The organism is Pseudomonas sp. RIT778 (genome assembly GCF_019718735.1).
GTDB classification, from domain to species: domain Bacteria; phylum Pseudomonadota; class Gammaproteobacteria; order Pseudomonadales; family Pseudomonadaceae; genus Aquipseudomonas; species Aquipseudomonas aphyarum.
In genome coordinates, this window is the sequence record NZ_JAIHBA010000004.1 from 138,966 (window position 1) to 162,713 (window position 23,748).

22 protein-coding genes are annotated in these 23,748 nt (G+C 62.1%); 5 read left to right on the forward strand and 17 right to left on the reverse strand.

The features are described from left to right. Positions 1 to 132: 132 nt before the first annotated feature. Positions 133 to 3,372 carry a ribonuclease E gene (rne, locus tag K5E37_RS03750; protein WP_221533163.1) on the forward strand — a complete coding sequence of 1,080 codons (3,240 nt, stop codon included), beginning with the start codon at positions 133 to 135 and terminating at the stop codon, positions 3,370 to 3,372. Between the two features lie 67 nt (positions 3,373 to 3,439). On the opposite strand, the gene K5E37_RS03755 is transcribed toward rne, so the two are convergent. The 12 genes from K5E37_RS03755 to K5E37_RS03810 form a co-directional block, all read right to left on the reverse strand. Continuing rightward, positions 3,440 to 4,036 carry a nucleotidyltransferase family protein gene (locus tag K5E37_RS03755; RefSeq protein ID WP_221533164.1) on the reverse strand — a complete coding sequence of 199 codons (597 nt, stop codon included), beginning with the start codon at positions 4,034 to 4,036 and terminating at the stop codon, positions 3,440 to 3,442. After that, a complete protein-coding gene (locus K5E37_RS03760) occupies positions 4,033 to 5,013 on the reverse strand; it encodes an XdhC family protein (RefSeq protein WP_221533165.1) in 981 nt (326 codons plus the stop codon). Before K5E37_RS03760 ends, K5E37_RS03755 begins: the two co-directional genes overlap by 4 nt. Continuing rightward, complete coding sequence (locus K5E37_RS03765; protein ID WP_221533166.1) at positions 5,013 to 7,334, reverse strand: xanthine dehydrogenase family protein molybdopterin-binding subunit; 2,322 nt, start codon at positions 7,332 to 7,334, stop codon at positions 5,013 to 5,015. The genes K5E37_RS03760 and K5E37_RS03765 overlap by 1 nt, the downstream gene beginning before the upstream one ends. After that, on the reverse strand, positions 7,331 to 7,801 hold the full coding sequence (locus tag K5E37_RS03770) for a (2Fe-2S)-binding protein (protein ID WP_007950774.1): 471 nt from the start codon (positions 7,799 to 7,801) through the stop codon (positions 7,331 to 7,333). The genes K5E37_RS03765 and K5E37_RS03770 overlap by 4 nt, the downstream gene beginning before the upstream one ends. A gap of 246 nt (positions 7,802 to 8,047) precedes the next feature. Continuing rightward, complete coding sequence (murB, locus tag K5E37_RS03775) at positions 8,048 to 9,067, reverse strand: UDP-N-acetylmuramate dehydrogenase (protein ID WP_221533167.1); 1,020 nt, start codon at positions 9,065 to 9,067, stop codon at positions 8,048 to 8,050. Then, positions 9,064 to 9,528, reverse strand: coding sequence for a low molecular weight protein-tyrosine-phosphatase (locus tag K5E37_RS03780; protein ID WP_221533168.1), 465 nt, complete (start codon positions 9,526 to 9,528; stop codon positions 9,064 to 9,066). Before K5E37_RS03780 ends, murB begins: the two co-directional genes overlap by 4 nt. After that, complete coding sequence (kdsB, locus tag K5E37_RS03785) at positions 9,528 to 10,292, reverse strand: 3-deoxy-manno-octulosonate cytidylyltransferase (RefSeq protein ID WP_064383500.1); 765 nt, start codon at positions 10,290 to 10,292, stop codon at positions 9,528 to 9,530. The genes K5E37_RS03780 and kdsB overlap by 1 nt, the downstream gene beginning before the upstream one ends. After that, positions 10,289 to 10,474, reverse strand: a complete 186-nt coding sequence (locus tag K5E37_RS03790; protein WP_003174668.1) for a Trm112 family protein — start codon at positions 10,472 to 10,474, stop codon at positions 10,289 to 10,291. Before K5E37_RS03790 ends, kdsB begins: the two co-directional genes overlap by 4 nt. A gap of 24 nt (positions 10,475 to 10,498) precedes the next feature. Then, the gene (lpxK, locus tag K5E37_RS03795) at positions 10,499 to 11,509 is read right to left on the reverse strand and encodes a tetraacyldisaccharide 4'-kinase (protein ID WP_221533169.1); all 1,011 of its coding nucleotides are present in this window, start codon (positions 11,507 to 11,509) and stop codon (positions 10,499 to 10,501) included. Further along, on the reverse strand, positions 11,509 to 11,937 hold the full coding sequence (locus K5E37_RS03800) for a biopolymer transporter ExbD (protein ID WP_007950767.1): 429 nt from the start codon (positions 11,935 to 11,937) through the stop codon (positions 11,509 to 11,511). The genes lpxK and K5E37_RS03800 overlap by 1 nt, the downstream gene beginning before the upstream one ends. Continuing rightward, positions 11,934 to 12,569, reverse strand: a complete 636-nt coding sequence (locus K5E37_RS03805; RefSeq protein WP_007950766.1) for a MotA/TolQ/ExbB proton channel family protein — start codon at positions 12,567 to 12,569, stop codon at positions 11,934 to 11,936. The genes K5E37_RS03800 and K5E37_RS03805 overlap by 4 nt, the downstream gene beginning before the upstream one ends. A 78-nt stretch (positions 12,570 to 12,647) precedes the next feature. Further along, positions 12,648 to 14,891 (reverse strand): DNA internalization-related competence protein ComEC/Rec2, encoded by a 2,244-nt coding sequence (locus K5E37_RS03810; protein ID WP_221533170.1) that lies wholly within the window; start codon positions 14,889 to 14,891, stop codon positions 12,648 to 12,650. A gap of 136 nt (positions 14,892 to 15,027) precedes the next feature. On the opposite strand from K5E37_RS03810, the gene K5E37_RS03815 reads away from it, so the two are divergent. Beyond that, positions 15,028 to 15,546 carry a DUF2062 domain-containing protein gene (locus K5E37_RS03815; RefSeq protein WP_007950764.1) on the forward strand — a complete coding sequence of 173 codons (519 nt, stop codon included), beginning with the start codon at positions 15,028 to 15,030 and terminating at the stop codon, positions 15,544 to 15,546. Positions 15,547 to 15,600: 54 nt separating this feature from the next. On the opposite strand, the gene K5E37_RS03820 is transcribed toward K5E37_RS03815, so the two are convergent. From K5E37_RS03820 to K5E37_RS03835, 4 genes are all read right to left on the reverse strand, one after another. After that, positions 15,601 to 16,380 (reverse strand): ABC transporter permease, encoded by a 780-nt coding sequence (locus K5E37_RS03820; RefSeq protein WP_007950763.1) that lies wholly within the window; start codon positions 16,378 to 16,380, stop codon positions 15,601 to 15,603. Next, positions 16,377 to 17,309 carry an ABC transporter ATP-binding protein gene (locus K5E37_RS03825; RefSeq protein WP_221533171.1) on the reverse strand — a complete coding sequence of 311 codons (933 nt, stop codon included), beginning with the start codon at positions 17,307 to 17,309 and terminating at the stop codon, positions 16,377 to 16,379. The genes K5E37_RS03820 and K5E37_RS03825 overlap by 4 nt, the downstream gene beginning before the upstream one ends. 133 nt (positions 17,310 to 17,442) lie before the next feature. Then, positions 17,443 to 18,066, reverse strand: a complete 624-nt coding sequence (locus K5E37_RS03830) for a glutathione S-transferase family protein (protein ID WP_179694093.1) — start codon at positions 18,064 to 18,066, stop codon at positions 17,443 to 17,445. Positions 18,067 to 18,109: 43 nt separating this feature from the next. After that, positions 18,110 to 18,769, reverse strand: coding sequence for a transglutaminase family protein (locus K5E37_RS03835; protein ID WP_221533172.1), 660 nt, complete (start codon positions 18,767 to 18,769; stop codon positions 18,110 to 18,112). A 248-nt stretch (positions 18,770 to 19,017) separates the two neighbouring features. Here K5E37_RS03835 and K5E37_RS03840 point away from each other — a divergent pair, with 248 nt between their 5' ends. Next, complete coding sequence (locus K5E37_RS03840; RefSeq protein ID WP_221533173.1) at positions 19,018 to 21,465, forward strand: acyl-CoA dehydrogenase; 2,448 nt, start codon at positions 19,018 to 19,020, stop codon at positions 21,463 to 21,465. A gap of 74 nt (positions 21,466 to 21,539) precedes the next feature. Beyond that, positions 21,540 to 21,947, forward strand: a complete 408-nt coding sequence (locus tag K5E37_RS03845) for a PA2817 family protein (RefSeq protein ID WP_007950758.1) — start codon at positions 21,540 to 21,542, stop codon at positions 21,945 to 21,947. Positions 21,948 to 22,003: 56 nt separating this feature from the next. Here the strand turns inward: K5E37_RS03845 and K5E37_RS03850 are convergent, their stop codons facing one another. Further along, positions 22,004 to 22,999, reverse strand: a complete 996-nt coding sequence (locus K5E37_RS03850; RefSeq protein WP_064598590.1) for a LysR family transcriptional regulator — start codon at positions 22,997 to 22,999, stop codon at positions 22,004 to 22,006. A gap of 90 nt (positions 23,000 to 23,089) precedes the next feature. On the opposite strand from K5E37_RS03850, the gene K5E37_RS03855 reads away from it, so the two are divergent. After that, positions 23,090 to 23,716 (forward strand): hypothetical protein, encoded by a 627-nt coding sequence (locus K5E37_RS03855; RefSeq protein WP_085745073.1) that lies wholly within the window; start codon positions 23,090 to 23,092, stop codon positions 23,714 to 23,716. Positions 23,717 to 23,748 lie beyond the last annotated feature (32 nt).

The following is a 23,748-nucleotide window of genomic DNA, read 5'->3' on the forward strand; positions in this document are numbered from 1 at the left end:
GATAACGGCCCAATTGGCCGGACATCGCTGGACACGGGAATGGCCAACCACTCCCGACGCACCTGACACCGACCGTGAGAAGTCGTGTGTGCCGAACGCCGTTTCCGGCAGCCCGGAAACCGACGGTACTACATGAAAAGAATGCTGATTAACGCAACTCAACCCGAAGAGTTGCGTGTTGCACTGGTAGATGGCCAGCGCCTCTACGACCTGGACATCGAATCCGGTGCACGCGAGCAGAAAAAGGCCAACATCTATAAAGGCCGCATCACTCGCATCGAACCAAGCCTTGAGGCTGCCTTTGTCGATTTCGGCTCCGAGCGCCACGGCTTCCTGCCCCTCAAAGAAATCTCCCGCGAATACTTCAAGAAAGCCCCTGAAGGCCGCGTCAACATCAAGGACGTCCTGAGCGAAGGCCAGGAAGTCATCGTTCAGGTCGAAAAAGAAGAACGTGGCAACAAGGGCGCAGCCCTGACCACCTTCATCAGCCTGGCCGGTCGTTACCTCGTTCTGATGCCGAACAACCCGCGTGCCGGCGGCATCTCCCGTCGCATCGAAGGCGAAGAGCGCAACGAACTGCGTGAAGCGCTGAACGGTCTGGTCGCTCCGGCCGACATGGGTCTGATCGTGCGCACTGCCGGCCTTGGCCGCAGCAGCGAAGAAATGCAGTGGGACCTCGATTACCTGCTGCAACTCTGGACCGCCATCAAAGAAGCCTCGCTGGATCGTTCCGCGCCATTCCTGATCTACCAGGAAAGCAACGTGATCATCCGCGCCATCCGCGATTACCTGCGCCAGGACATCGGCGAAGTGCTGATCGACAGCGTTGAAGCCCAGGACGAAGCCCTGACCTTCATCCGCCAGGTGATGCCGCAGTACGCCAGCAAGATCAAGCTGTACGAAGACAGCGTTCCGCTGTTCAACCGTTTCCAGATCGAAAGCCAGATCGAGACCGCTTTCCAGCGCGTCGTCGAACTGCCGTCCGGCGGCTCCATCGTCATCGATCCGACCGAAGCCCTGGTGTCCATCGACATCAACTCGGCGCGCGCCACCAAAGGCAGCGACATCGAAGAAACCGCCCTGCAGACCAACCTTGAAGCAGCCGAAGAAATCGCCCGTCAGTTGCGCCTGCGCGACATCGGCGGCCTGATCGTCATCGACTTCATCGACATGACCCCTGCCAAGAACCAGCGCGCCGTGGAAGAGAAAGTCCGCGAATGCCTGGAAGCCGACCGCGCTCGCGTGCAGATCGGTCGCATCTCGCGCTTCGGCCTGCTGGAAATGTCCCGTCAGCGCCTGCGTCCTTCGCTCGGCGAAAGCAGCGGCATCGTCTGCCCGCGCTGCAGCGGCACCGGCATCATCCGTGACGTCGAATCGCTGTCTCTGGCGATCCTGCGCCTGATCGAAGAAGAAGCCCTGAAAGACCGCACCGCCGAAGTTCGCGCTCAAGTGCCGATCCCGGTAGCCGCGTTCCTGCTCAACGAAAAACGCAACTCGATCACCAAGATCGAACTGCGCACCCGCGCCCGTATCGTCATCCTGCCGAACGATCACCTCGAAACCCCGCATTTCGAAGTTCAGCGTCTGCGTGACGACAGCCCGGAAGCCGCGACCAACCAGTCCAGCTACGAAATCGCTGCCGCTGCCGCCGATGTCGAAGACGTCCAGCCAGCCGCCGCGACCCGCACCCTGGTTCGCCAGGAAGCCGCGGTCAAGACGGCTCCGGCCCGCGCCAACGCTCCGGTTCCGACCGAAGTCGCCGCTCCGGCCCCGGCACCTGCTCCGGTTGCCGCGCCAGAGCCAAGCCTGTTCAAAGGCCTGGTGAAGTCGCTGGTCAGCCTGTTCGCCACCAAGGAAGAGCCAGTTGCTCCGGTTGTGGTTGAAAAACCAGCCACCGAGCGTCCGGCCCGCAACGAAGAGCGTCGCAACGGTCGTCAGCAGAGCCGCAACCGTAACGGTCGCCGCGATGAAGAACGCAAGCCGCGCGAAGAGCGTGCACCGCGTGAAGAGCGCGCCCCACGTGAGCCGCGTGAAGAGCGTCAGCCGCGCGAACCACGTGAAGTCCGCGAGCCGCGCGAATCCCGTGACGAAGCACCGGTAGCCCGCGAAGAACGCGCACCGCGCGCACCTCGTGAAGAACGTGCACCACGTGCTCCGCGTGAAGATCGCAAGCCGCGTGGCGAGCGTGAAGAACGCGTACGTGAACTGCGCGAACCTCTGGATGCCGCTCCAGCCGTTGCTGCCGCCGCCACCGCTGAAGAGCGTCCGGCCCGTCAGCCGCGTGAAGAACGTGCGCCACGTCCTCCGCGTGAAGAGCGTCAACCGCGTGCCGAACAGGCCGCTGCTGCCGTCGCTGAAGAAGAAATCACCACCAACGAAGAGCAACTGCCGGAAGACGGTTCGGAGAACGCCGAAGGCGATCGTCCACGCCGCCGCTCCCGTGGTCAGCGTCGTCGCAGCAACCGTCGCGAGCGTCAGCGTGATGCCAACGGCAACGTGATCGAAGGTTCGGAAGAATCCGAGTCCGGCGAAAACGCTCAAGCGCCAAGCACTGCCGATCTGGCCGCTGGCCTGGCTGTGACCGCTGCTGTTGCCAGCACCGTGATCAGCGCTCCGGCTGAAGCTCAGGCCCACGAGCAAGCTGAACGCGCCACCGCTGCCACTCTGGAAACTGCTCCAGTAGAAGCGCCGGTTGTTGAAGCCACCACTCCGGTTGAAGCACCTGCTGCTCCGGAAGTCGAAGTGGCTCCGGTTCGCGAAGCTCAGCCTCAGGTTGAAGCGGCTGCCGAACCAGCAGTGACCTTCGAAGCACCAGCCGTAGTTGAAGAGTCGGTTGTCGAAACCGTCGCTGAAACCGTGACCGAAACCGTGCGTGAAGTTCGCGAAGAACAGACCGCATTCAACTGGGTCGCCGAGCCGGCTGTCGCTGAAACACCAGCGCCAGTGGTTGAAGCGCCTGTCGTTGAAGAAGCCAAGGCTGCCGAGCCAGTAGTTGTTGCTGAACCGGCACCGGTCGTTGAAGCCCCTGTGGTTGAAGCGCCAGTAGTAGCCGAAGCACCAGCGCCAGTGGTTGAAGCTGCTCCGGTCAGCGCCCTGACCCCAAGTGGCCGCGCACCGAACGACCCGCGTGAAGTGCGTCGTCGCAAGCGTGAAGAAGAGCGTCTGCAGAAGGAAGCCGAACTGGCTGCCGCTGCTGCTCCAGTCGCTGCCGAGCCAGTGGTTGCCGAAGTGGTCGAGGCAGCTCCTGCCCCGGTCGCTGAAGAAGCTGCCGTTGAAGCCGTGATTGCCGAAGCACCACGCTCCGTTCAGGAAGCGGTCGAGCAACACGAAGAGGCCCAGGAAAAAGAACACGAGCCTAAACCCCTCGTCTGATTTCAAAAGCCAATAAAAAGCCCCGCCTGGTAATCCAGGCGGGGCTTTTTTATGCCTCAAGGTTTTATCAGGACGGCGGAAAAACCAGCGCGTCGGGCACATCGATATCCCACAACACACCCGGATCATCCACCGCGACTTCAATCACCCGTCCTTGGGCAAACAGCGGTCGGGCGCCCCGGTCACCGGACAAGGCCATCAGCCCTGCGGCGAACGAGCGACCAAACCCGACCGGATGCCCATAGTCACCGTTCAACGTCGGTACGCTGACCGCATCCTCGGCAATCGCCGCCACGATCCGCTCAATGCTCGACGGCAGAATGAACGGCATGTCGCCCAGCACAATCAGCCAGCCATCGGCATCCGGGCAAGCCGCCACACCCGTCGCGATGCTATCGCCCATTCCCGCGGTCTCGATCGAGACAATGTCACACCCGTAAGCCTGCGCCATGCGCATCGCCTGCGGCCGCGCCTCGGTCGTCACCAGCACTCGCCGGTCGAGGCTCGCCGGCAGGTTGACCAACACCTGCTCGATCACCGAACGCACCGCGCCATCACGCCCGGTGCAATCGGCCAGCAGCTTGTCCTTGTCGGCACCCGCCACCTCGCGAAAGCGGCTGCCCTCGCCCGCCGCCAGCACAATCACTCCGATGGATCGGCTCATACACTCTCCACTGTTTTCTTCTGCTTGAGCTCGACACCATTCTTGATCGCGACGATTTCCGCCAACAGCGACAAGGCGATTTCCGCCGGGGAATGGCTGCCAATATGCAAACCGATGGGCCCGTGCAAACGGGCGATGGCCGCTTCCGACAAGCCTAGCTCAGCGAGATTTTCCCGACGCTTGATGCTGTTGACCCGCGAGCCAAGCGCACCGACATAGAACGCTTTGGAGTCGAGCGCCGTGAGCAGCGCCATGTCATCCAGCCGTGGATCGTGAGTCAGCGCGACAATCGCCGTGCGCTCATCGGTCTGGATATTCAGCACCGCCTCGTCGGGCATGCCGGGCACAAACCGCCCATGCTGCTCTTCCCAGCCATAGACGAACTCGGTACGCGGATCACAGATCAGCACTTCGAAATCCAGCAGCCGCGCCATCTCGGCCACATACCGCGACAACTGCCCGGCGCCGATCAACAGCAGGCGCCAGCGCGGGCCGTAAATGGCACGCAGGGTCTGGCCGTCGAAGCTCAAGGTGTCGGTCTTGCCGGCCGGGCGCAACACCACTTCGCCAGTGCCGATATTCAGCTCGCGCGCGACGATTTCGTGAGCCTCGCAACGGTCCAGCAACTCGGCGACCCACGCCGGATCGCCGACCCGCTCCTCGGTCAGGCGCAGGGTGCCGCCGCAAGGCAGGCCGAAGCGCGCGGCCTCTTCCTGCGTGACGCCGTAGGTGATCAACTGCACCGGCGGCCCGTTGGCGGGAATCCGCCCATCGTGCAGCCGGGCGATCAGATCGTCCTCGACGCAACCACCGGACACAGAGCCAATCACCACGCCATCCTCACGCAACGCCAGCATCGCGCCGGGCGCCCGGGGCGCGGTGCCCCAGGTCTGCACCACGCTGAACAACATCACTCGCTGCCCGGCGCGACGCCATTCGAGCACACTGCGCAGGACATTCAGATCGGCGCTGTCCATCACGCTTGCGCCTTCTGCCAGCCCTGCAACTGGTAACGCACCGGCAGGTTACGGATGCGCTGACCGGTGGCGGCGAAGATCGCGTTGCACAGCGCCGGCGCAATCGGCGGTACGCCCGGCTCACCGACACCGCCCAATGGCACCTCACCCGGCGGCGCCACCAGATGCACCGCGACTTCCTTCGGCGCCAGCGACATGCGCGCCACTTCATACATATGGAAGTTGTCTTGCTGCACCTTGCCGTCCTTGAAGCTGATTTCACCCCACACGGCGTTGCCCAGGCCCATCACACACGCGCCTTCGAACTGCGAACGGATCCGCTCGGGGTTGATCTGCGGGCCGCAATCCACGGCGATATCGGCCTTGTGCACGATCAGCGTGCCGTCGTCCTTGACCTCGACTTCGATCACCGCCGCCACGTAGGTGACGAAGCTGTAATGCACGGCCAGCCCCAGGCCACGGCCCTTGGGCAGTTGACGCCCCCAACCTGCCGCCTTGGCTGCCGTTTCCAGCACGGTACGCATGCGCCCGGTGTCGATCGGATAACGCTCGGGGGATTCGCCGTAGTTCCATTCTTCACTGAGCGTGCGCGGGTCGATCTTCCGATCCGGGCCGAGCAGCTTGATCTGGTACTTGAGCGGATCTTCCTTGGCCTTGTGCGCCAGTTCGTCGACGAAACTCTGGATCGCGAAACCATGGGGAATGTTCGACACCGAGCGATACCAGCCGACCCGCGTATGCACCGTGGCTTCAGGGTTTTCCAGGCGCACGTTGGGAATCGCGTAGGCCATGTTGGTAAAGCCCATGCCCAGCTCGAACGCAGCTTCGTGATTCATGCCCGGCGCAAACAACGCGGTTATGCTCGGCGCCACCGTGCGGTGCAGCCAGGCGGAAGGCAAGCCGTCCTTGCCCACGCCGGCCTTGAGGTATTCGGCGGACACGGTGTGGAAATACGAGTTGTGGATGTCGTCTTCCCGGGTCCACTGCACACGCACTGCTTTACCAGGAAACTCCTTGGCGAGCACGGCAGCTTCAACGACGAAGTCCGGTTTCGACTTACGGCCGAAACCACCGCCCAACAGCGTGACATTGAAGGTGACGTTATCGAACGGCAGCCCCAGGCGTTCGGCGATGCGCTCGCGGGTGACCTGCGGCGCCTGGCTGGGTGCCCATGCCTCGCAGGTGCCATCCTTGTAACGGGCGATGGCGACCATCGGCTCCATCGGCGCCTGAGCCAGATGCGGCAAGTAATAAGAGGCTTCGAGCGTGCTGGCGGCGCTGCCGATGGCCTTGTCGATGTCGCCGGTATTGCGCACCACTTTGCCCGGTTTCAGCGAAGCGGCTTCGATCTCCTTGCGATAGGCGACCGAGTCATAAGTGGCGTTCGGGCCATCGTCCCACTCGATCTTTAACGCTTCACGCCCCTTCAATGCCGCCCAGGTGTTGCTGGCCACCACGGCCACGCCACCCAAAGGCTGGAATTCCGAAGGCAATGGCCGGGGTTCGATCTGGATGACTTTGAGGACGCCCGGCACTTTCAGCGCGGCGCTGTCGTCGACCGACTTGACCTTGCCGCCGTACACCGCCGGACGCGCAATGACCGCGAACAGCATGCCGTCGAAATGCACGTCGGCTCCATATACCGCGCGGCCATTGACGATGTCGGCACCGTCGATGGCCTTGGTGCCTTCCTTGCCGATGTAGCGGAATTCCGACGGTTGCTTGAGCCGCAGGCTGTCACGGGCCGGCACTGTCAGCGCACTGGCCGCAGCGGCCAGCTCACCGTAACCCAGCTCGCGCCCGGACGGCGTGTGAATGACTTTATGCAGTTGCGCGCGGCATTCGCCGACCGGCACCTTCCACTGCGCAGCGGCGGCCTGCTCCAGCATGGTCCGGGCGGCGGCGCCGCAACGGCGCATCGGTTCGTACCAGTGACGCATGCTACGCGAGCCGTCGGTATCCTGGTTGCCGAAGCGCACTTCATCACCCGGCGCCTGCTGAACCTTGACGTGCGCCCAGTCGGCTTCCAGTTCATCGGCGACCACCATGGTCAAGCTGGTGCGCACGCCCTGACCCATTTCCGAACGGTTGCAGACCACGGTCACCGTGCCATCGGCGGCAATGCTGACGTAGACCTTCGGATCGTCGATCCAGCCGTTGGGCATGCCGTCGGCGCCGAACTGCTTCGGCTTGTCTTCGGCCAGCGCATCCTGCCAGCCCCAGCTCGCCGCCAGCACCAGCGCACCCGTGGCGCCGACGCCTTTGAGAAAGCCCCGGCGACTCAGGTTGCTCAGGGCAAAATCGTTCGGTAGACGGCTCATGCCTTGGCCTCCTTCAGGTGAGTGGATGCCTGACGGATCGCGGTCTTGATCCGGTTGTAGGTGCCGCAGCGGCAGATGTTGCCGACCATCGCTTCTTCGATCTGCTCGTCGCTCGGGTTCGGATTGGTCTTGAGCAACGCGGTGGCGGACATGATCTGCCCGCCCTGGCAGTAACCGCATTGGGCCACAGCCGTGTCGAGCCAGGCTTGCTGGACGATCTGACCGACCGGGTCGGCATGCAGGTTGTCGATGGTGGTCACGCTCTGCCCGACCACCGAACCGATCGGGGTGATGCAACTGCGCGCCGGCGCGCCGTCGATATGAATGGTGCACGCACCGCACAGGCCCATACCGCAGCCGAACTTGGTGCCGTTGTAACCGGCGACGTCACGGATCGCCCACAACAGCGGCATGTCCTCGGTGACATCGAGTGGATGGTCTTGACCATTAAGTTTCAGGGTAATCATGGGCACGCCCGCATATTCATGGAGGTTATGGGGTCGAGCCATCTGCCACCGCAGGGACGGTGGTGGTTCGCGCAGATGGGCTCAGGCTAATCAGGCTCTCTTGTACCGACGGGAACGTCTGCACCGGGCCTTTGGTGGAGCAAATGACTGGTATCGTTAGCTGGCTACGTTAACCCGCGATTAACAAAAAAGCCCTGCACTTTTTAAATAGTGCAGGGCTTTGGGTTCAGCCTTGAAAGCGTAGCCTCAATAGCGATTGGGCTCCATTTCCAGCTCGACATTGAAACGTTCTGAAATGTCTTTCTGGATGCGCTGGGCCAGATCGAGCAATTGCAGCCCGGTTGCCGCGCCGTAGTTGACCAGCACCAGCGCCTGCAATTTATGCACGCCGGCATCGGCCTCACGGAAACCTTTCCAGCCGGCGCGCTCGATCAACCAGCCGGCCGCCAGTTTCATCTGCCCGTCCGGTTGCGCGTAGGCCACCAGATCCGGATGCTGCGCCTTGATCTGTGCGACCACGGCCGCCGGCACCAGCGGGTTCTTGAAGAAGCTGCCGGCATTGCCGAGCACCGCCGGATCCGGCAGTTTCTCGCTGCGGATGCTGCAAATGGCGCGGCTGACATCCGTCGGCGTCGGCTGCTCGATGCCCTGCTCGGTCAGGCGCTGACGCACCGGGCCGTATTCAAGATGCAGATGCGCTACTCGATCCAGTGCAAAGCGCACCCGCAGGATCAGCCAACGACCCGGCTGCTGCTTGAACACGCTGTCGCGGTAGGCGAAGTTGCACTCTTCCAGACTGAAGTCGCGCAGCTCGCCGGTCTGGCGATCCAGCGCCGTCAGGCCGGCGAACACATCCTTGATCTCGACACCGTAGGCACCGATGTTCTGCATCGGTGCGGCGCCAACGGTGCCGGGGATCAGACTGAGATTCTCCAGCCCGGAAAAACCCTGCGCCAGCGTGTGCTGCACGAACGGGTGCCATGGCTCCCCAGCTTCGGCTTCGATCACCACGCGGTTGCCGTCGTCGCTGATGACGCGGATGCCACGAGTGGCCATGCGCAGCACCAGCGCCGGGATGTCCGCCGTGAGCAACAGGTTGCTGCCGCCGCCAATCACCAGCAACGGCACATCGTGGGAAGTCGCGTAAGCCAGGGCTTCGTGCACATCGGCGTCACTGTGGGCTTCGGCAAACAGCTGCGCGCGAACGTCGACGCCGAAGGTATTGAAGGGTTTCAGGGAAACCTGCGGCTGTACCTGCAAACTCATAACCGCCCCTTCACTTCGATCAACAGCTGATCGCAGGCACGTTCGATCAGATCCAGCACCTGCTCGAAGCCCTGATCGCCGTCGTAGTACGGATCCGGCACTTCGTCGACCACGCCTTCATAGCGGCGCAGGAACAGATCCAGCTCGGCCTTGCCGGTGGACGGTTGCAAGGCCTTGAGGTTGCGCAGGTTGCTGTTGTCCATGGCGAGGATCAGGTCGTAGCTGGCGAAATCGGCGCGGCTGACCTGTTGAGCGCGTTGCGCCGACAGGTCATAACCGCGCAGTTTGGCCGCAGCCTGGCTGCGCTTGTCCGGCGGATTACCGACGTGCCAGTCGCCAGTGCCGGCGGAGGCCACTTCGACCTGATCCGCCAGCCCCGCTTCACGCAACTTGTGGCGCAAAACGCCTTCGGCGGTGGGCGAACGGCAGATGTTGCCCAGGCACACGAACAGAACGCGCATCAGGCCTCCAGCAGGCGACGGACGCGCTCGAGGTCTTCGGCGGTGTCGACCCCGGTCGGCGGCGCGATCAACGCGTCAGCCACGTGAATCCGCACGCCGTGCCAGAGGGCACGCAACTGTTCGAGGGACTCGGTGTTTTCCAGCCAGCACGGACCCCAGCTCACGAAATCCTGAAGGAAGCCTGCGCGGTAGGCATAAATGCCAATGTGGCGACGATAAGGGACGCCTTCCGGCAAAACATCGCGGCTCTTGGCGAACGCATCGCGGGCCCATGGCAGGGTCGCGCGACTGAAGGTCAGCGCCAGACCGTTGAGGTCGCTGACAACCTTGACCACGTTCGGGTTGAACAGGGTTTCCACGTCTTCGATCGGCTCGGCCAGGGTGGCCATGCGCGCCTCGGTGTGGGCTGCGAGGTTGGCGGCGACCTGATCGATCACGCTCGGCGGGATCAACGGTTCGTCACCCTGCACGTTGACCACGATGGCATCAGGCTCAAGGCCCAGCTTCGCAGCCACTTCGGCCAGACGATCGGTACCGGAGTTGTGATCTTCACGGGTCAGCACCACTTCGGCGCCGAAAGCCTTGCAGGCCTCGACAATGCGCGCATCGTCGGTGGCCACGACCACACGGCTGGCGCTGCTTTTGCTGGCCTGCTCCCAGACATGCTGGATCATCGGCTTGCCGGCGATATCCAGCAGCGGTTTGCCCGGCAGGCGGGTCGAGGCATATCGCGACGGGATGACAACGGTGAAGGCGGTGGTCATTTATCCAGACGCTCGTCGGTGGTCAGGGTGCGGGCTTCGCTTTCCAGCATCACCGGGATGCCGTCGCGGATCGGGTACGCCAGGCCGGCGCCCTTGCTGATCAGTTCGGTCTTGTCGGCGCTGAGCTTGAGCGGGCCTTTGCAGATCGGGCAGGCGAGGATGTCGAGCAATTTGGTGTCCATGAACATTCCCTGGATAAAAACGGATTAAGGCAAAAGACGATCCGGCAACAGGCGCATCAACTGTGTGTCGAACCAGGCCACGAAGGCCGGCGACGGCACGGCATCGACCGCCAGGTACCACCAGTCATCGGCGGCAAAGGCACGGCACTTCACCGCGTCCTTTTCAGTCATCACCACTGGCAATGACGGCGTGAAACTCAAGGCCTGCACGCTGTATTCGGCGTGATCGGCAAACGCGTGGGGCACAGGCCGCCAGTCTAGCGCTTCGAGGGTATTGAAGAAACGTTGTGGGTTGCCGATCCCGGCCACCGCGTGCACGGCCTGACGGGGCGGAAAATGATCGAGCGGCCGGCGTTCGCCGCTGCGCAGATTGACCAGCGCCGACGGCTTGAGGTGGAAAGCGAAACCGCCGTCGCGATCTTCAAGGGCGCCGTTGAACAGCACACCGTCAACGCTTTGCAGGCGTTCGGCCGGTTCGCGCAGGGGGCCGGCGGGCAGGCAGCGCTGGTTGCCAAGGCCACGGGCGGCGTCGATCAGCACCAGTTCCAGATCCCGCGCGAGGCGGTAATGCTGCATGCCGTCATCGGACAGGATCAGGTCCAGCGGCTCGCTGTCCAGCAGGGCTCTGACGGCGGCGCAGCGATCGGGATCGATCATCAGTGGCACGCCGGTGCGCTGCACGATCAGCAAGGGTTCGTCGCCGGCGATGTCGGCAGTCTGGTCAGCTTCGACCCGCCATGGCAGTTGCGCCGGTTTGGCGCCGTAACCCCGGCTGACCACACCGACCCGCAACCCGTGACGTCGGCAGTGCTCGATCAGCCACAGGATCATCGGCGTCTTGCCGGTGCCGCCGACGGTGATGTTGCCGACCACGATCACCGGCACTGGTGACTGATAGATCTGACCTTCACCGTCGAGAAAGCGCTGACGCTTGCCAGCCACGACGCGGCGGTACAGCCACTCCAGCGGCCGCAACAGCGTCAGGGCCGGATGCCCCTGATACCACGCGGCGAGCAGACGATCGGACATGGCCATCAGGATTTGGGCGCCGCCTCGACCGTGGTCATGCGCAGATGGCTGAAACCGAGCTTGCCGGCCGCGTCCATGGCGGTGATCACGGATTGGTGCTGAGTCTTGCCGTCAGCACTGATCGACAACGGCATGTTGGTGTCGCCGTTGGCTTCTTTCTGCATGGCCTCCATCAGGGTCGCCAGATCGTTTTTCGGCAGAATCTTGTTGTTCACCGAGAACACGCCTTCGGCGCTGATGGCCACGTCCAGTTGCTTGACCTGCTGGTCCTCGGCCGGCGAGCCGCTGACCGCTTCCGGCAGGTCGACGCGCAGCTGGGTTTCGCGGGTGAAGGTGGTGGTCACGACGAAAAACAGCAACAGAATGAACACCACGTCGATCAGCGACGCGAGGTTGATGTCGATGGTTTCCCGGGGTTTGCGACGGAATTTCACGCTTTTTCCCCGGCCAGATCGACGTCACGGTCGCCCTGCACCACTTCCACCAGTTTGATCGCTTCCTGCTCCATGCCCACCACCAGTTCATCGATGCGGCGTTGCAGGAAACGGTGAAAGAACACCGCCGGAATACCGACCATCAGGCCCGCAGCGGTGGTGATCAGCGCCTTGGAAATACCGCCGGCCAGCACCGAAGCGTTGGTGGTCATGCCGGAACCGGTGAAGGCACTGAAGATGTCGATCATGCCCAGCACCGTACCCAGCAGACCGAGCAGCGGCGACATGGCAGCGATGGTGCCCAGCGCGTTGACGTAGCGTTCCAGCTCGTGGATGACCCGAGCGGCCGCTTCTTCAATGCACTCTTTCATGATCTCGCGACCATGTTTGGAGTTGGCCAGGCCCGCGGCGAGGATTTCCCCCAACGGCGAGTTGGCGCGCAATTCCTTGAGTTTTTCCTTGTTGAGCTGCTTGTCCTTGATCCAGACCCAGACCTGACCCAGCAGATGCTCAGGGGTGACGCGACTGGCGCGCAGGGTCCACAGGCGCTCGGCGACGATCGCCATGGCGGCGATGGAACTCAGAATGATCGGCAACATCATCCAGCCGCCGGATTTGACCAATTCCCACACAGTGACAGCCCCCTCGAAAAAGTGCGCCACTTTACCATACCGGTTCGCGATAAAGACGCGTCGCCCCGACGACCGTGCTCAACGGTACTCCGCCCCCGGCAACGGCGGGTCACGCCAGAAGCGGCGTTGTTGACGCATCGACCGGGCTGGCTGAAACCGCCCCAGTTGCAGATGAATGGCGCCCTGCTCGGCGCTGTCATGGATGTGTATGCCCTGTTTGCGGTAGCGGGCAATGACCGTCGGATGCGGATGGCCGAACGAATTGCCCTGCCCTCGGGAAATCAGCACGGCCTGAGGCTGCAAAGTCTTGAGCAAGGCCATCGATGAGGAGCTGCGGCTGCCGTGATGCGGGGCTTGCAGCCATTGGGTATGAACTGCCAGCGCGCTGTTGAGCAGATCCCGTTCGGCAGCGCTGTCGATGTCACCGGTCAGCAATAACCGTTCGCCATTAGCTTCGATCTGCAACACGCAGGAACGCTGGTTGCTGTCACGGGCGTCGGCCCACTGCCATAGATGAAAGGCAACGCCGTCCCACTGCCATTGCCGGCCGCTTTCACAGACCTCGGCGTTCAGCGCTTCAGGCAAACCCGGCGGATCGCCGCTGATGACCCGGCTGACCGGCAATCCTTTCGCTACGGCGAGTGCGCCACCTGCGTGATCGGCATCGGCATGGCTGAGCAGCATCAGATCGAGGTGTTCCACGCCCAGTTTGCGCAATGCCGGCAGCACCACTCGCTCACCGAGGTCGAAGTCGCCGAAACGCGGACCGCTGTCGTACAACAAGGTGTGATGCCGGGTGCGGATCAGAATCGCCAGGCCTTGGCCGACGTCCAGTTGCCACACATCCGCTGCGCCTTCGGCCAGACGTTCCCGGGGCGGAAATGCCAACACCAGCAGCAATGGCCAGCCCAAGGAACGCAAGGGAACGCCTCGGGGCAGTAATAACAACAGGGCACCAAGACCTCCCAGCGCCCAGATCCACCACTCCATCGTCGTCGGCACCCACGCTGGCCAACGCCCGGCAATCAGGGCCAGCGCCCGGAACAATCCATCGATCAGTCCACCGGCCAGCCACAGCAGCCCTTCCCCGACGTAGGGGATCGGCAGCAACAAAGTGCCCAGCAACGCCGGCGGCAACACCGCGAAACTGACCCACGGCACCGCCAGCAGATTGGCCAGTGGCCCGCTGAGACTGATCGGCAGGCTCAGCGCCACCAGCACCGGGCACAAGCCGATCGCGATCAGCCACTGCGCGCGTGTCCAGGTCTGCCACCAGCGCCACGGCCCCAGACGGCCGCCGAAGGTGAAGATCAGCACGGCGACCGCGATAAAGGACAGCCACAACCCCGGACGCAGACTGGCCAGCGGATCCATCAACAGCACACCATTGAAGGCCAGCAACAAAGGCCACCACGCACCGAGATGGCGAAATCGCAATCGCCACAGCAACACCAGCGCAACCATCACGCAGGCCCGCCGCACCGGCACGTCGAACCCGGCCAGCAGGCCGTAGCCCAGCGCCGCCGTGAATGCCAGACCGCACGCCCAGGGCAGCCAGGGCCAACGCAACGGCCAGATCCCGACCCGCGCCAGCCCGGCGACCAGCGCATACATCAACGCCGCCAACAGCCCGATGTGCTGACCGGAAATCACCAGCAGGTGCACGGTGCCGGTGTCCTGCAAGGTCTGCCAGTCTTCGCGACTGAGCCCCGAACCATCACCGAGTACCAACGCGGCCAAGGCTCCGTTACGTCCCTGGGCATCCACTGCAAGCAGGCGCTGGCGAATGCTGTCGCGCCAAGCCCACTGCGCCGGCGCCAGGCGCTCGCCATCCTTCACCGTCCCGGTGGCGCCGATGCGCTGCGCCAGCAGCCAGGCTTCGTAATCGAACGCATCCGGATTGAGCAGGCCACCGGGGCGCTTGAGCTTGACTGCCAGTCGCCAGCGTTCGCCACTTTTGACCTCAGGCCCGGCGTACCACGCCAGACGCATCAGCGACGGCAGTTTCTCGTGACGCGAGCGCGCATCGGCCAGTTCGAAGCGCACGACGCCCTCGGCATTCTGCGGCAAGCCGACGACCCGTCCTTCCACCCAGCGCGTTTCGCCATCCAGCCGGGAAGGCAGCCGGTCATTCAACGCCATCTGCGCGTTGAAACCCGCCCATGTAAATCCAAGCAGCAAAAACGCTAGTGGATAGCTGCGAAACGGCAGCAGCATCAGCGCCACCCACGGCAACACCAGCAATAACCCGACCGGCGGCAAAGCCGGCAAAAAAACCGGAGCCAGCAGACCGACCGCCAGCGCCATCATCCCTGTGCGCATAAGCCCGTCCTTGAGAGTCCCACCTTCAGGCATAGCGGTTGCGGGGCACGACCGTCGTTATCAATTGTCACAAAGTCTGAATGGGCGGTTCGTAGAATCCAGACATACTTGCCGCCTTAACCGACCGAGAAGCCTTATGCCCCGGCGCTTATTCAAACGTTACATGCCCGACCCGACGAGCATCAGGGAACACAAATCCTTACGCTTTCTCGGTACGTTGCTGCATGACCCGAACCTCTGGCACCTCAACCGACACTCGGTGGCCCGCGCCATGGCCGTTGGCCTGTTCGCCGCGTTCCTGCCGATTCCCGCGCAAATGCTGGTGGCGGCCGTCCTCGCGATCATGGTGCGCGGCAACATGCCGATTGCCGTGAGTCTGGTCTGGCTGACCAACCCGATCACCATGCCGGCGGTGTTCTTCTGCACGTATCAGGCCGGGGCCTGGCTGATGGATGTGCCCGCACGCACGCTCCCCGACGAATTGACCTGGGAATGGATCAGCGGCGAGCTCTCGACCTTGTGGCAACCGTTCCTGCTGGGTTCGGTGGTGGTCGGGCTGGCACTGGGCGCCCTCGCCTATTGTCTGGTGATGATGTACTGGCGCTGGTGGGTGGCCCGGCAATGGGCGCGGCGCAAGAAAAGACGTCAGGCGTGAATGCAAAACGGCCTCCACTGTGGGAGGCCGTTTTTCATTGCAGCATTGAAGGGATCAGGTGCGCATGCCGCGCCCGCTCACCAGCAACCGAGAACAACCGATATACAACACCACGGTCGCCACCAGCATGAAGGTGATCGCGATGCCGATGCGAATGTCCGACACACCAAGGATGCCGTAACGGAAGGCGTTGACCATGTGCAGCACCGGGTTGGCCAGCGACACGGTCTGCCAGAACGGCGGCAGCAAGGTGATCGAATAGAACACGCCACCGAGGTAGGTCAGCGGGGTCAGCACGAAGGTCGGGATGATCGAAATGTCATCGAAGTTACGTGCGAACACGGCGTTGATGAAGCCCAGCAGCGAGAAGATCGTCGCCGTCAGCACCACCACCAGCACCGTCACGCCGAGATGGTGCACCTGCAAATGGGTGAAGAACAGCGACAGGATCGTCACGATCACACCCACCATCAGGCCTCGCAGGACGCCACCGATCGTGTAACCGATCAGGATCGTGTGCGGCGACACTGGCGACACCATCAGTTCTTCGATGGAGCGCTGGAACTTGCTGCCGAAGAAACTCGACACCACGTTGCCATAGGAGTTGGTGATCACCGACATCATGATCAGCCCCGGCACAATGTACTCCATGTAGGTGAAACCACCCATGTCACCGATCTGCCGGCCGATCAGGTTACCGAAGATCACAAAGTACAGGACCATGGTGATCGCCGGCGGCAGCAGGGTCTGCGGCCAGATCCGGGTGAAGCGTCTGACTTCGCGGTAAACGATGGTGTTGAGGGCAACGAGGTTGGGGCGCAGCTCGGAACTCATACCGCCACCTTCGACAGATTTTTCTCCACCAGGGACACGAACAGCTCCTCGAGGCGATTGGTTTTATTGCGCAGGCTCAGCACTTCGATGTTCTGCAGGGCCAGTTGGCCGAACAGCGCGGTGATGCCCATGGACTTGTCGACCTGGACTTCCAGGGTATGGCCGTCCAGCAGACGCGCCGGATAACCCGCCAGTTGCGGCGCAGCACTCAGGCCGTTTTTCAGATCCAGCAGGAAGGTTTCCACATGCAGCTGGCCGAGCAACTGACGCATGCTGGTGTTCTCGACAATGGTGCCGTGGTCGATGATGCCGATGTTGCGGCACAACTGCTCAGCCTCTTCCAGATAGTGTGTGGTGAGGATGATGGTGATGCCTTTCTGGTTCAGTTCGGTGAGGAACGTCCACATCGAGCGACGCAGCTCGATGTCGACGCCGGCAGTCGGTTCATCGAGGATCAGCAGACGCGGTTCATGGACCAGCGCCCGGGCGATCATCAAGCGACGCTTCATGCCGCCGGACAGCGAACGCGACGGCACATCGCGTTTGTCCCACAGACCGAGCTGGGTCAGGTACTGCTCGGCGCGTTCCTTGGCGACCTTCGCCGGAATGCCGTAGTAACCGGCCTGGGTCACGACGATGTCGAAGGTCTTTTCGAACTGGTTGAAGTTGAATTCCTGGGGCACCACACCGATGGAGCGCTTGAGCGCCGCCGGGTTCTTGTCCAGGTCGTGGCCAAAGATATTCACGGTGCCGCTGGTCTTGTTGACCAGGGTCGAGAGAATGCCGATGGTCGTGGATTTGCCGGCGCCGTTGGGGCCGAGCAAGGCGAAGAAGTCACCTTCGGCGACGTCCAGATCGATACCACTCAAGGCCTGGAACCCGTTGCCGTAGGTTTTGGTTAGCTGCCGGATGGACAGAGCGGAACTCATATCGGATTTACGCACCCAGTGAAGAAAAAAGGACTGATAAAAGGCCGGCGGCGAGGAAGACAACCGCAGCGCTCGAGCGCAATGGTGCTTGCCGTCGCCGCACAAGTACAGTCAAGTGTGTCGATAGTAGGTATTAAGTCAACGCGGTCATGACAGCTTTCTGATACGCCGGACGCTGCTTCAACCGCGCGTACCAGGCTTCAAGATTCGGCTGTGGCGCGCGCTCGATCGGCATCTCGAACCAGGCGTAAATGAAACTGCCGAGCGGGATATCGCCCATGCCGATTTCATTGCCGGACAGATACGGCTGGTGCTTCAACGCCTGATCGGCCATCGCCAGCAACCCGTCACATTCTTTGATCGCCGCGTGGATTGCCGGCCAGTCCTGCTTGTCTGCCGGGGTACGCAGGACGCCCCAGAACACCGTGCGAAACGGTCCGGCAAAACTGGAAGTCGTCCAGTCCATCCATTTGTCAGCGGTGGCGCGGGTCTGCGGATCCGCCGGATACCACGAGGTATCGGCCGCATGTTTTGCCAGCAGGTAACGCACAATGGCATTCGATTCCCACAACACGAAACCATCGTCCTGAATCACCGGCACCCGCCCGTTCGGGTTCATGGCCCGGTACTCCGGTGTGTCGACCACACCAAACGCGCCACCGGCATCGATGGCCTCGTAGGCCAGTCCGAGCTCTTCGGCAGCCCACAACGGCTTTCTGACATTCGACGAATTCTTGCGACCCCAGATCTTCAGCATGACCGCCTCTTTTCCAGTAAATGGGCAGGCAGCATACGCCGGATCAGAGGCTGCCGACATCACCGCGCATGTCACCGGACAGTGGCTTCTGCTGATCGTTGAACAGGTGCGGATAACATTTCTGCAGATGTTCGAAGAAAAAAGATTCCGGTACATCGGCGAACTGGCCGTGATCGACCAGGTACTCCATCAGCAGCGCGCCATCGCTGTTGTACGGGTGGAAAACGCTGTCGTTTACGCCATCGAATTCCAGCGGCGCAACGTTGAACATTTCGCAGAGCTTCTGGTTGAACGCGGGTGTGGCTTTCACCCAGCGATCATTGAGAAACAGCTCGGTATAACCATGCATGGCGAACACTTCGCTTCTCAGCAGTTCAAGCAGACGCGGCGTCGACAGATGATTTTTCACATCCGCCAGACCGATGCGTGCGGGGATCCCGCAATGGCGCGCGCAACCGGCGAGCAACGTGGCCTTGGGCACGCAATAACTCTCACCCGCCGCCAGCGCGTAGCTGCCGCGCAAGGTCTGCGGGTCGCGGCTGAAGGTGTACATGTTGTAACGCACCGCCTCGCGCACGGCGTAATAAAGACGGATCGCCTGCGCGAGCGGATCGCGGCTGGCACCACGGTGCTGCTCGGCGAACTCCACCACCGAGGGGTGGTCACTATCGATGAAGCGGCCGGGGCTCAGATACTCGTGCATGACGACATTCTCCTGATTGAGCCCCGAGTCTAGCGAGAGGTTCAGCACAGAGATAACGACGTTTCGGCCAAACATGCACGCAAAGACGCGGAAGCGGCGAACGATTTCCCACGCGTGTTGCCCACCGAACCTACAAAAGACATCCGGGGTTTCCCACGATTTCAATCACCTTGCTCTGACCGCCCCGTTTTGCAGATGCCGTCTAAGCTCTGGTGGGTCGGTTCGCCCTGGTTCACGGAGGATTAAATATGCTGTTGTTGTGGATACTGGTTCTGATCGTCGGCGTGGCGTATCTGGCCCACCGGCGCATCGCCCCGCTGCCGGCACTGGGCATCGTTGCCGCTTACCTGTTGGCGATGGGGATTTTCAGCCACGCACCGGGCTGGTTGCTGCTGATTTTCTGGGTCGTGCTGGCCCTGGTGGCCGCCCCGCTGCTGTTGCCTGACCTGCGCCGCAAACACTTCACCGCGCCGCTGTTCAGCTGGTTCCAGAAAACCCTGCCACCGATGTCGCAGACCGAACGCGACGCGATCGATGCCGGCACGGTGTGGTGGGACGGCGAACTGTTCAGCGGCCGTCCGGACTGGGACAAGCTGCTGTCCTATCCCAAGGTGCAACTGAGCGAAGAGGAACAGGCGTTCATCGACGGCCCGACCGAAGAACTCTGCGCGATGGTCACCGACTGGCAGATCGGCCAGTCGATGGATCTGCCGCCCGAAGCCTGGACTCACATCAAGGAACACGGTTTCTTCGCCCTGATCATTCCCAAGGAGTTCGGCGGCAAGGGTTTCTCCGCCTACGCCCACTCCCAGGTGGCGATGAAACTGGCGACCCGCAGCGGCGACCTGGCCTCCACCGTGATGGTGCCCAACTCCCTCGGCCCGGCCGAACTGCTGCTGCATTACGGCACCGACGAACAACGTAATCACTACCTGCCACGGCTGGCCCGGGGCGACGACATTCCGTGCTTTGCGCTGACCGGTCCGCTCGCTGGTTCAGACGCGGGTGCGATGCCCGACACCGGTATCATCTGCAAAGGCGAATGGGAAGGTCAGGAAACCCTCGGCCTGCGCCTGAACTGGGAAAAACGCTACATCACCCTCGGCCCGGTCGCGACTTTGCTCGGCCTCGCCTTCAAGGCCTATGACCCGGATCATCTGCTCGGCGACAAGGAAGACCTCGGCATCAGTCTCGCGCTGATTCCGACCGACACTCCCGGCGTGGAAATCGGTCGCCGCCACCTGCCGCTGGGCGCGGCGTTCATGAACGGCCCCAACTCCGGCAAGGACGTGTTCATCCCGCTGGACTTCCTCATCGGCGGCCAGGACATGCTCGGCAAAGGCTGGATGATGCTGATGAACTGCCTGTCGGTCGGGCGTTCGATCTCGCTGCCGGCGGTGGGCACCGGCGCGGCCAAGTTCACCAGTCTGGTGACCGGGCAGTACGCGCAGATTCGTGAGCAGTTCAACGTGCCACTCTCAGCGTTCGAAGGCATTCAGGAAGCCATGGCGCGGATCGGCGGCAATGCCTGGATGATGGACGCTGCGCGGATGCTGACCGCCAATGCGGTGGATCTGGGCGAGAAGCCCTCGGTGCTGTCGGCGATCCTCAAATACCACCTCACCGAACGCGGTCGCGAGTGCATCAGCCACGCCATGGACGTGCATGGCGGCAAGGCGATCATCATGGGCCCGAACAACTATCTGGGTCGCAGCTGGAACGGCGCGCCGATCTTCATCACCGTGGAAGGCGCCAACATTCTTTCGCGCAACCTGATGATCTTTGGTCAGGGCGCAATCCGCTGTCATCCGTTCGTGCTCAAGGAAATGGCCCTCGCCGGTCGCGAGGACAAGGATCAGGCACTCAAGGAATTCGACGGCCTGCTGCTCAAGCACATCGGATTTGCCGTGAGCAACGCCGCCAGTACTCTGGTGCTGAACCTCGGTTTCGGTCATTTCGAACATGCGCCGGGAGACAAGCTCAGCCAGGGTTATTTCCGTGCGCTCAACCGTCAGGCTGCCGCGTTTGCCATGCTCGCCGACCTGAGCATGATGCTGCTGGGCGGCGAACTGAAACGCCGCGAGCGTCTGTCGGCGCGTCTGGGTGACGTACTGAGCAACTTGTATCTGGCATCCGCAGCGCTCAAGCGTTATCACGACCTCGATTCCCCGGCGTACATGGAACCGCTGTTCCGATGGGCCATGGAAGAAAGCCTCGGCCAGTCGGAAAAAGCGCTGGATGAACTGCTGACCAACTTCCCGAACCGGGTCTTCGGCTGCCTGCTGCGAGTGATCGTGTTCCCGTTCGGTCGCCGTCACAAAGGCCCGTCGGACAAACTCGGTGCCGAAGTGGCTGCGGTCATCGGCCGGGCCAAGGGCGATCCGGCGCTGGAAGAACTGCTTGCCGGCTGCTATCGCCCGCAATCGGCAGACGATGCGGTCGGTGCGCTGCAACATGCCTGCGATCAACTGAATGCAGCGCAACCGTTGCACAAGAAACTGCACACCTCGCTCAAGAGCGGTCAGGTCAAACCGGTCGCCGGCGAACACGCCATCGATGCGGCGCTGGAGGCCGGGGTGTTGCAGGCCGTGGAAGCCCAGACCTTGCGTGATGCCGAAGCGGCGCGGCGCAAGGTGATCGATGTCGATGATTTCGACAAGGAGCAACTGCAACCGGCGGACGGCAAAATCCGCTGATCCCTTCAATCAGTGAAAAACGGGCGCAGGGGCTTTATACTCCCGCGCCCGTTTTGCTCTTGAGGACTTATCTCGTGTCCAACGTCGTTGCCGATCATCTGGTTTTGCTCGACCACCTGCGCAGTATCCTGGTCGCCGTAGGTGAGGCCGATCAGGTTCCCGAAGAAAGCCATGCCCTGTTCCTGGAGCGTTTCGACGAACTGCTGGCGTCACTGCCGATCGAGCCGATCGAAAGCCAATACCTGGGGCAGGACATCCTGACTCAAGTGATTACCCGTTACCCGCAAATTGCCCACCTGATCCCGCGGGATCTGCTGTGGTTCTTCGCCGGCGACTGCCTGCATTACCTGTCCGACGAAGAAATCGACATGTATCAGGCGCTGGAAGAACGCCGCTACGAAGCCGAACAGAACGACGAACCGTTCGACTGGAACCAGGAAAAACAGCTGCTGGCGATGTCCGCCCAGGACAGCAAGCACTGATTTTCACCCAATAAAAAAGGCCCGCATGGTGATCCATGCGGGCCTTTTTTATTGGGTCAGAGCAACCCTTCACTCTCGGGCAATTCGTACTCGGCCAACGGTTTTGAACCGCCGGACTTTCCCGGCTTGCTCAAAGTCGGCTCTTTCTCCAGGCACTCCACCAGATAGTCGATGAACACCCGCAGCTTCGGCGGCAGATAGCGCGTCGGCGAGTGCAACAACCACAGTCCGCCGTGGTAGGACGCCAGGAACGTCCAGTCCGGCAGGACCTGCACGATCAGCCCCTGCTCCAGGGCATAACGCGCGGTGAAATACGGCAGGCTGCCAATGCCGATGTGCTGCAACACGGCGCCCAGACGCACGCCGGTGTGGTTGGCGGCATACCGCCCGCGCACGCCGACGGTGACGGCCTTCGTGCCTTTCTTGAATTTCCATCGCGCATCACTCGGGGTTTCGCCCAGATAAATGCAACTGTGGTTGAGCAAGTCGTGGGGATGAGTTGGCGTCCCGTGTTCGGCCAGATACTGCGGCGTCGCGCAGAGCAAATGGTCGATGGTCAGCAGTTGTCGTCCGACCAGTCCGGCCGGTGGACGATCCGTGATGCGAATGGCCAGGTCGACATGATCGTCGATCAGATCGACCTGGCGGTCTTCCAGCAACAGCTCAACATCGACCTTCGGATAGCGCCGCAGAAACTCCGGCATGTGCGGATGAATCACGAAGCGCCCTACCGCTTTCGGCACGCTGACCCGGACCAGACCTTCGGCTTCGTGGGTGAACTGGCCGCTGATCTCCATCACCGACTTCGCCGCGCTGACCATTTCCTGGCAGCGCTTGAACACTTCTTCTCCGCCATCGCTCAAGCGCAGTTTGCGCGTGGTGCGTTGCAGCAGCCGTGTGGCCAGCGCCTTCTCCAGCCGGGAAATACTGCGGCTGACTGCCGAGGGTGACGAACCCAATTGGCGAGCGGCTTCGGAGAAGCTGCCGGTCTCGACGACCTTGACGAAAATCGCCATTTCACCGAGCAGCGGCAGCGGTAGATTTATGCTCACGGCGCAACAGTCCTTTGATGTTTGAACGGATTATCACGTTATTGCACGATTCATATAATTAAAAAAGAAACTTTAATAAGGGCATGGAATATGACGCTTCGCCTCTTTTTCCATAGTGATGACCTCAAGGCCAATGTGGAAGTCCTCGACTGCACGCCCCACGAGAACGAATTCGCCGTTGTGTTGCGCGCCACGCTTTTTCACCCTCAGGGCGGTGGCCAACCCTGTGATACCGGCTGGATTGGCGACAGCCAGGTTCTTCGCGTCGTCCAGGAACCGGACCGGATCATTCATTTCGTCGATCAACCGGTGCCGCTGGGCATGACCCAGATTCGCGTCGACGAAGAACGCCGCCGCTTCAACACCCGCATGCACTCTGCCGGGCATTTGATCGGCCACTTTGTCCAGGCCATGGGCTGGATGCCGATCAAGGCCCATCACTGGCCGGACGAAGGCCGTGTGCAATTCAAGCCCGGAGATTCGGCTCAGGAAGTCGATGCACAAGTCGTTCAATACGGCATCGGCCAGTGGATCGAACACGATCTGCCACGTCTGACGTCCCTGCGCGAAGGCGCGCGGGAAATCGGTTTCGGTGAACTGCCAGCCTATGGCTGCGGTGGCACCCATGTACGCAGCCTGAAGGATCTGGGCACAGTCACGATCGCGTCCCTTTCGCAGAAGAAAGGCACGTTGTCCGTCCACTACAGCGTGGATTGAGGATTTCGGGCGCTGCCAGATGCAGCGTCCGA